General features: G+C 41.0%; 7 protein-coding genes. All 7 read right to left on the bottom strand.

The window, feature by feature from the left end; all coding sequences use genetic code 11:
• Positions 1-520: 520 nt before the first annotated feature.
• On the bottom strand, positions 521-1,984 hold the full coding sequence (gene lysS / locus P7D84_RS06075; protein WP_311800401.1) for a lysine--tRNA ligase: 1,464 nt from the start codon (positions 1,982-1,984) through the stop codon (positions 521-523).
• Positions 1,985-2,104: 120 nt separating this feature from the next.
• The gene (gene dusB, locus P7D84_RS06070; RefSeq protein WP_311805533.1) at positions 2,105-3,112 is read right to left on the bottom strand and encodes a tRNA dihydrouridine synthase DusB; all 1,008 of its coding nucleotides are present in this window, start codon (positions 3,110-3,112) and stop codon (positions 2,105-2,107) included.
• A 2-nt stretch (positions 3,113-3,114) separates the two neighbouring features.
• Positions 3,115-3,999, bottom strand: a complete 885-nt coding sequence (gene hslO, locus P7D84_RS06065) for an Hsp33 family molecular chaperone HslO (protein ID WP_311805532.1) — start codon at positions 3,997-3,999, stop codon at positions 3,115-3,117.
• Positions 4,000-4,134: 135 nt separating this feature from the next.
• Positions 4,135-4,434 carry a bacteriocin immunity family protein gene (locus P7D84_RS06060; RefSeq protein ID WP_311800316.1) on the bottom strand — a complete coding sequence of 100 codons (300 nt, stop codon included), beginning with the start codon at positions 4,432-4,434 and terminating at the stop codon, positions 4,135-4,137.
• Between the two features lie 49 nt (positions 4,435-4,483).
• Positions 4,484-5,002, bottom strand: a complete 519-nt coding sequence (locus P7D84_RS06055; RefSeq protein WP_311800317.1) for a GNAT family N-acetyltransferase — start codon at positions 5,000-5,002, stop codon at positions 4,484-4,486.
• A gap of 54 nt (positions 5,003-5,056) precedes the next feature.
• Positions 5,057-7,111 carry an ATP-dependent zinc metalloprotease FtsH gene (ftsH, locus tag P7D84_RS06050; RefSeq protein WP_311800318.1) on the bottom strand — a complete coding sequence of 685 codons (2,055 nt, stop codon included), beginning with the start codon at positions 7,109-7,111 and terminating at the stop codon, positions 5,057-5,059.
• Between the two features lie 96 nt (positions 7,112-7,207).
• Positions 7,208-7,753 (bottom strand): hypoxanthine phosphoribosyltransferase, encoded by a 546-nt coding sequence (hpt, locus tag P7D84_RS06045; protein WP_311800319.1) that lies wholly within the window; start codon positions 7,751-7,753, stop codon positions 7,208-7,210.
• Positions 7,754-7,763 lie beyond the last annotated feature (10 nt).

Raw genomic sequence — 7,763 nt, 5'->3', positions numbered from 1 at the left:
TGTTTCTATTAAATAGAAACGCCCTACACATTTGGTTTGTTTTATTCGTTCAGTTTTCAAAGGTCTACATTGTTTGTCGCGTTGTTTCAGCAACTTTTATATCTTAACAGCTTACTGAGTGAATGTCAATAACTTTTTTGAAGTTTTTTTCGAAGAAGTTGTTGTCATCGTTTATTGCGACTTTGATAGAATAACTGAAAACCAGTTACCTGTCAATAACAATTTTAAAGTTTTTCAAACGAGGCAAGCTCGCTTTGGAACATTAAATAATATACCAACTTAATCTTATTAGGTCAATCGAAAATGTCATATTTTTTGAAGTTTTTTTCATTACTGACCAATAGGCTTTGATATTCGTTTAAATGTTCGCAAATAACATAAAAGCCGGTTGAAAACTCCCCTTTCAGAAAAATTTCAATCGCATTTTTGTTTTATCCTATGACATCATTTTCTAATGTTTCTTTTAAAGAAACTAAAAAAGACGCTCAGCTAAGCTGAACGTCTACTAAAATTTTTATTTTTAACGCAAGGTTGGGAATAATAAAACGTCGCGGATCGACTGAACATCGGTCAGCAACATGACTAAGCGATCAATCCCGATTCCTAGACCACCCGTTGGCGGCATACCATATTCCAGTGCTTCTAAGAAATCTTCGTCTACCCCATGCGCTTCGTCATTGCCTTGTTCGCGCTCTTTTTCTTGTGCCTTGAAACGTTCTCGTTGATCAATTGGATCATTTAATTCAGTAAATGCGTTGGCAAATTCTCGGCCCACGATAAATAATTCAAATCGATCAGTAAATCGGCCATCTTCAGCATTTTTCTTTGCCAGCGGTGAGACTTCCACTGGATGTCCGTAAACAAATGTTGGTTGTTGCAATGTTTCTTCAACAAATGTTTCAAAAAATTCATTGATGATATGACCAAGTTCCATATTGTCATTGATCTCAACGTTATGTTCTTTTGCTAATGCACGTGCTTCTTCAAGTGTTACTTCTGACCAAAAGTCTACGCCAGTTTGGTCTTTAATCGCATCTACCATGTGGACACGTTTGAATGGAGAACCTAGATCAATCATTTCGCCATCATAAGAAAGCGTAGTTTCTCCTAATACATTTTGTGCAACATCGCGGATAATCCCTTCAGTCAAGTTCATTACATCTAGGAAATCTTGATAAGCAGTGTACACTTCCATCATAGTAAATTCTGGGTTATGAGTTGTATCGATTCCTTCGTTACGGAAAACACGACCAATTTCATATACTTTTTCCATCCCGCCGACAATTAGTCGTTTTAAGTGCAATTCCAATGCGATACGCAAGTATAGATCCATATCCAATGCATTGTGGTGGGTAATAAATGGGCGTGCTGTAGCGCCGCCTGCTTCATTATGTAAAACAGGGGTCTCAACTTCGATATAGCCTAATCCATCTAAGTAACGGCGGATCTGGCTAATAATCTGACTACGTTTAGTAAAACGATCAAAACTTTCCCGATTACTGATTAAATCCAAGTAGCGTTGACGGTAACGTTGTTCTACGTTTGTTAAGCCATGGTATTTTTCTGGTAAGGGACGTAATGCTTTTGACAGCAGTGTGATCTCTTTTGCCTTGATTGAAACTTCACCGGTGTCTGTCTTCATGATTTCTCCAGTCACGCCGAAAAAGTCACCTAAGTCGCCTTTTTTAAAGATTGCATAAGGTTCTTCGCCAACTTCGTCTTTACGGACATAAATCTGGATTTGGCCTTCGCGGTCTTGTAAATGTGCAAAACCGACTTTCCCTTTCCCTCGTTTAGTCATCATCCGACCTGCAACACTTGCGCTCAATTGTTTTTCATGCAGCTCTTCTTTTGTATTTGCATCATATGTTTCATGTAGTTCTTTTGAATTCGTTGTGCGTTCAAAGCGTGCGCCGAATGGATCGATTCCTTCTTCACGAAGGTTGTCCAATTTTTCGCGTCGAACACGCATTTGGTCGTTCATTTCTGTCAAATTCGTTTGTTCCTCAGTCACGAATGTTCCTCCTCAGTATGTAATTACTCTTACTTATAATGCCAATGTATAAGCAAAAAATCAAGCCGAATTCCACATTCGGCTTGAAGATCAGCTAATTTTCTCTCTTGCTTCGGTCTTTTCCACCAATCTATCCAACAAATCTAGGATAACTTGTTTTTCCTCTGTTTGGTTGATTGCAACTTTGACTTTCGCAGAACGCGGAATGCCTTTTAAGTAATAACTAGCATGTTGCCGAAACTCGCGACAGGCGATTTTTTCACCTTTCAGCTGGATTAATCGTTCTAGATGCAGCTTGGCGGTCTCGATTTTTTCTCTTGCACTAGGTTCTGGAATCAGTACGCCTGTTTCTAAATAATGCTGTGTTTGATGGATCATCCACGGATTACCCAAAGCAGCACGTCCGATCATTACCGCATCAGCTCCGACTTCTTCGATCATTCGTTTTGCGTCTTCTGGTGTACGAACATCTCCATTTCCCATAAAAGGAATCGTCAATTGCTCAGCCACTTGTTTTAAGATTTCCCAATTTGCTTGCCCTTCGTACATCTGGACCCGTGTACGACCATGCATCGCAAGCGCAGAAGCTTCAGCACTTTGGGCAGCTTGAGCATTTTCCACTGCTAAGATATGTTGCTCATCCCATCCGATCCGCATTTTTACAGTCACGGGAATATCCACAGCTGAAGAAACAGCATGAACCATCTCATAAACCTTATCTGGATCCAATAACCATTTAGCTCCGGCTTCAGCTTTGATAACCTTGTTTACAGGACACCCCATGTTGATATCAATAATGTCTGCTTCGGTATTTTCTTGTACGAATCGAGCAGCCTCGACCAAAGAATCCTTATTCCCGCCAAAAATTTGCACACTTAAAGGATGCTCCCGTTCATCAATATATAACATCTCTAATGTTTTTTTGTTTCTAAAATGGATGCCTTGGTCGCTAATCATTTCACAGACTACTAACCCAGCACCGAATTCTTTGACTGTTACACGAAAAGCAGCATTTGTAATTCCCGCCATCGGAGCTACAACTACCCGATTTGGTACAGTCACATCACCGATTTTCCATGCACCATTTAATGGTTTCACTGCTATTCCCCCAAAATCTCTTGCTTTAATTCATAAAGATCTGCTTCACTGTATTGGTATTTATTATTACAAAAAGCACAAACAGCTTCTGCACCATGATCTTGATCGATCAACTCTTGGATTTGCTCAGGCCCCAACGTAATGATCGCTGAAGCAAATTTTTCTTTAGAACAATCACAGTTGAATTGAACTGGCATCTTATCTAAAAATTCCACCTCAGTCGTAGCCAAAAGGTTTTGTAAAATTTCTTCTGGTGTCTGCCCCTCGTCTAATAAAGTAGAGATTCGAGTCGTTTCTTTCAAACGGGCCTCAATCTGATCAATGATTGATTCATTAGCCCCTGGCATGATTTGAATCATGAAGCCCCCTGCTGTTTTGATCGAATCATCGGTATCAACTAACACCGACACACCAACAGCCGATGGAATCTGCTCGGAAACAGCTAAATAATAAGTAAAGTCTTCGCCAATCTCACCAGAGACGATTGGTGTTTGTCCAGAAAAAGGTTCTTTTAATCCGAGATCTTTGATGACGGTAAACATCCCAGCCGTACCAACAGCTCCTCGTACGTCAATTTTACCAGCTCCATTCAACGGCAAACTGATATGAGGATTTTTAATATACCCTTTTACTTCCCCATTGCCATTGCTATCAACAATGATCGCTCCTGCTGGGCCATTTCCTTCAATTTTTACGGTCAGCTTGTCTTCGCCTTTTAACGTCGCACCTAACATCAAGGCGCCCACCATCGTCCGGCCCAAAGCTGCGGAAGAAGTGTTCCAAGTATCATGACGGCATTGCGCTTCTGCAATTGTTTCTGTCGCATTGACTGCATACGCTCGGACAAATCCTTCATAAGCTAATGCTTTTACTAAATAATCACTCATCTATCTGCTCCTTATTTCTCTCTACGAAATCAACCATTCGATTTCACTCGTGATTGCATCATACTAGGTGTTTCAATTTTTTTCAACTTCTCGGTATGAGCTTAAGAAAAAAACAGACGATTACTCGTCTGTTCATCAAAACCACAGCGGCAGTAAGAGTGCCGACATCGCCGTAGCATCGTATTTGACTGCTTCTTTTTTCAGCTGATTGTACAATACCCCTAGTGCTTTGGGGAAATCATGTTGATGCGACAAGGTGTACCAAGCGATTCCTTGACAAATCTTGGTTGCGACCAATCCACAGTCTTCGGTTTTTTCCAGCAATTGAGCATTCTCTAATAAGAGCTTTCGCACTTCATGTTGGTTCACTTGCTTATCTCCATAGGCTCGGCTGATCTGATCCATCATTTGTGAAACTCGTTCATCTCGTCTCATCTGCGTTCAACTCCCTTGTCGCTCATTTTACTCCTGCTTGCCTTTCAAATCAAAGAAGCTCTTTTGCCATAATCAGGTCTGTCTGCTGATCATCCCCCACATAAAAATCATGGGAACCGACTTGAACAAAACCAAATGTTTGATAAAAACGCAAAGCATTCTGATTGTGTTCCCACACACCTAGCCAGATTTGTTCACGTTTTTCTTGATCAGCGATAGCAAAAGCAAAATCTAATAATTGCCGTCCTAACCCTTGCCGTTTGAAATGTTTGCGGATATAGATTCGTTCAATCTCTAGTCCGTTTTTATCGCTCATCTCTGTTTGCGCCTTATTAGTGTTTAGTTTCAAGTAGCCTGCTAGCTGATCTTCTAAATAAATAAAAAAGAAGCGTGAATCAGGCGTGCTTAATTCCTTTTCTAATTTTACTAATCCATAAGCGTTTGATAAATACGTAGTTAAATCATTGGGATCATTTTCTGCTGCAAACGTATCTTTAAAGGTCTCGATACTGATTTTTTGTAATTCCGGCAGATCTTTATGCGTACATGGATAAATAGTTCCCTTCATTTTTTCCTCCTTGGATATAAAAAACCGGCATGCCAGAAGACATGCCGGTTTTTTTTAATCTTGCTTGTCGCTTGTATTATCTGATTCGATTGAATCGTTGTCTTCGGTTTTATCTTCTGCTTGTTTCTCAGCATCTTTTTCTTCCAAAGCACGTTTGGCTTCTTCGAAAGTTTGTGCTTGCGCTTTTTCACTTGGATAAAGACTGTCTTTGCCACCAGGCATTTGGCCGGTCTCAAACAATGACTTGATTGCTTTGGCATCCAATGTTTCAAATTCCAATAATTTTTCGGCAATCAATTTATGTTGTTCACGGTGTGCTTCAATGATCTCACGTGCTTTTTCATGTGCTTGCATCAAGATATGACGAACTTCTTCATCAATCTCAAAAGCAACTTGTTCAGAATAAGCTTTTGTTTGACCATAGTCGCGACCAACAAAGACTTGATGATTTCCTTCGTACTGAACTGGACCGAGTTTATCACTCATTCCATATTCAGTTACCATGCTGCGCGCTAATGCCGTTGCTTGTTCAAAGTCATTTGAAGCGCCAGTAGTTTGGACGTTGAAGACGATCTCTTCAGCCGTACGTCCACCTAACAAACCAACGATTTGTTCAAACAAATCATCTCTTGACATCAGCATTTGATCTTCTTTTGGTAAAGCAATCATATAGCCGCCTGCGCGTCCACGAGGGATGATGGTTACTTTATGCACGACACGTGCTCGGTTCAAGACCATCCCAATAATTGTATGGCCGGCTTCGTGGTAAGCCACTGTTTCGCGCTCGCGTTTGCTGATGACCCGGTCTTTTTTAGCAGGTCCTGCAATTACACGATCTTCCGCTTCATCCACATCAGAAGCGTCGATTTTCTTCTTGTTGCGACGAGCAGCTACTAATGCTGCTTCATTTAAGACATTTTCTAAGTCAGCACCAGCAAATCCTGGTGTTTGTTGTGCAACGACTTTTAAATCAACGTCGTCAGCCAAAGGCTTGTTACGAGCGTGGACTCTAAGAATCGCTTCACGTCCTTTAACATCGGGACGTCCAACTAAGATTTGACGGTCAAAACGACCTGGACGAAGCAACGCTGGGTCTAAAACATCTGAACGGTTCGTTGCCGCAACAACGATCACGCCTTCGTTTCCATCAAACCCATCCATTTCAACGAGCAATTGGTTCAAGGTTTGTTCACGTTCATCGTGACCGCCGCCCATACCGGCGCCACGTTGACGACCGACTGCATCGATTTCATCAATGAAGATAATCGCTGGCGCATTTTTCTTGGCTGTTTCGAACAAGTCACGGACACGAGAAGCTCCGACCCCAACGAACATTTCCACGAAATCTGACCCTGAGATAGAATAAAATGGTACACCGGCTTCACCGGCTACTGCTTTTGCAAGCAATGTTTTACCAGTTCCGGGAGGTCCCTCTAGTAAAACACCTGCTGGGATACGAGCACCCAGCTCAACGAAACGACGCGGATCTTTTAAGAATTCCACGACTTCTACTAATTCTTGTTTCTCTTCTTCAGCACCTGCTACGTCAGAGAAACGGACACGATTGGCTTTTTTGTCGGCTTCTTTGGCTTTAGATTTCCCAAAGTTCATCACACGGCCATTTCCGCCGCCACCGCCGCCTTGTTGTCCAATCATCATGTAGAAGAAGAAAACCATAATCAAGATTGGTAAGAAGCTGATTAATAATGTCACCCACATACCGCTGCTTGATTCTTCTTCGATTACTGTTTTAACCTTGTTTTCTTTTGCAAGATCAGTAACTTGACTCAAAGTCGTATCATTTGGCAAAATGATTGTTGAAAAATGAGTCGTTTTTGAATCTGTTGATCCAATGATACTCAAACCACCAGAGTTAGCCACTTCTTGTTTTTCTTTGTATTCACCGGTGATCTTGTAGACGCCACTAGCCGGCTGGATCTTCACATTTTTGATTTTGCCGTCTTGCATCTGTTCTGTAAAAGTTGAATATTCGACATCTGGCGAAGCTGACTTGTTATCTCCGAAAAGGAAATAAACAACCATGACCATCGCTAAGATGACGAGAATATAATAGAGAGCGTTTTTTGCCCCCTTATTGTTCTTATTCATCTAGGTCCTCCTCGTGCTTGTTAGTTTCTTAGCTTGTTAAAAAAGTTTTATCAATTTTGACCTTTTAAGTATATCACACTGTGATTTTTTCGGTCACTAATTTGATTGATAAATTTCAGGCTTTAATACACCTACGTATGGTAAATTGCGATACGCTTCTGCATAGTCTAAACCGTACCCAACGACAAATTCATTCGGTACATCAAATCCAACATAATCTGCATGAATATCTACTACGCGCCCCTCTGGTTTGTCCAACAATGTGACAATTTTCACTGAACGAGCTTTACGATATTTGAATAAATCGACTAAGTACCCCAATGTGCGGCCGCTATCGATAATATCTTCAACGATTAGCAAGTCGCGACCTTCGACATTCGTATCCAAGTCTTTAATGATTTTTACTTCTCCAGAAGAGACCATTTGATTGCCGTAGCTTGAAACGTCCATGAAGTCCAATTCTAGATGGGCATCGATCTCACGAACGATATCTGCCATAAAAGGAACAGCTCCTTTTAAAATACCAACCACTAATGGATTTTTATCGGCATAATCTGCGGTTAATTGTGCGCCTAATTCAGCACAACGTTTTTGAATATCTTCTCTAGTAATCAAGATTTTCTCAATATCTTTTGCTAGCATATAGAAACTC

The sequence above is a fragment of the Enterococcus dongliensis genome, from assembly GCF_031927985.1.
GTDB classification, from domain to species: Bacteria; Bacillota; Bacilli; order Lactobacillales; family Enterococcaceae; genus Enterococcus_A; species Enterococcus_A dongliensis.
The sequence above is the reverse complement of the archived record's forward strand: the minus strand, read 5'-3'. Positions and strand labels throughout refer to the sequence as shown.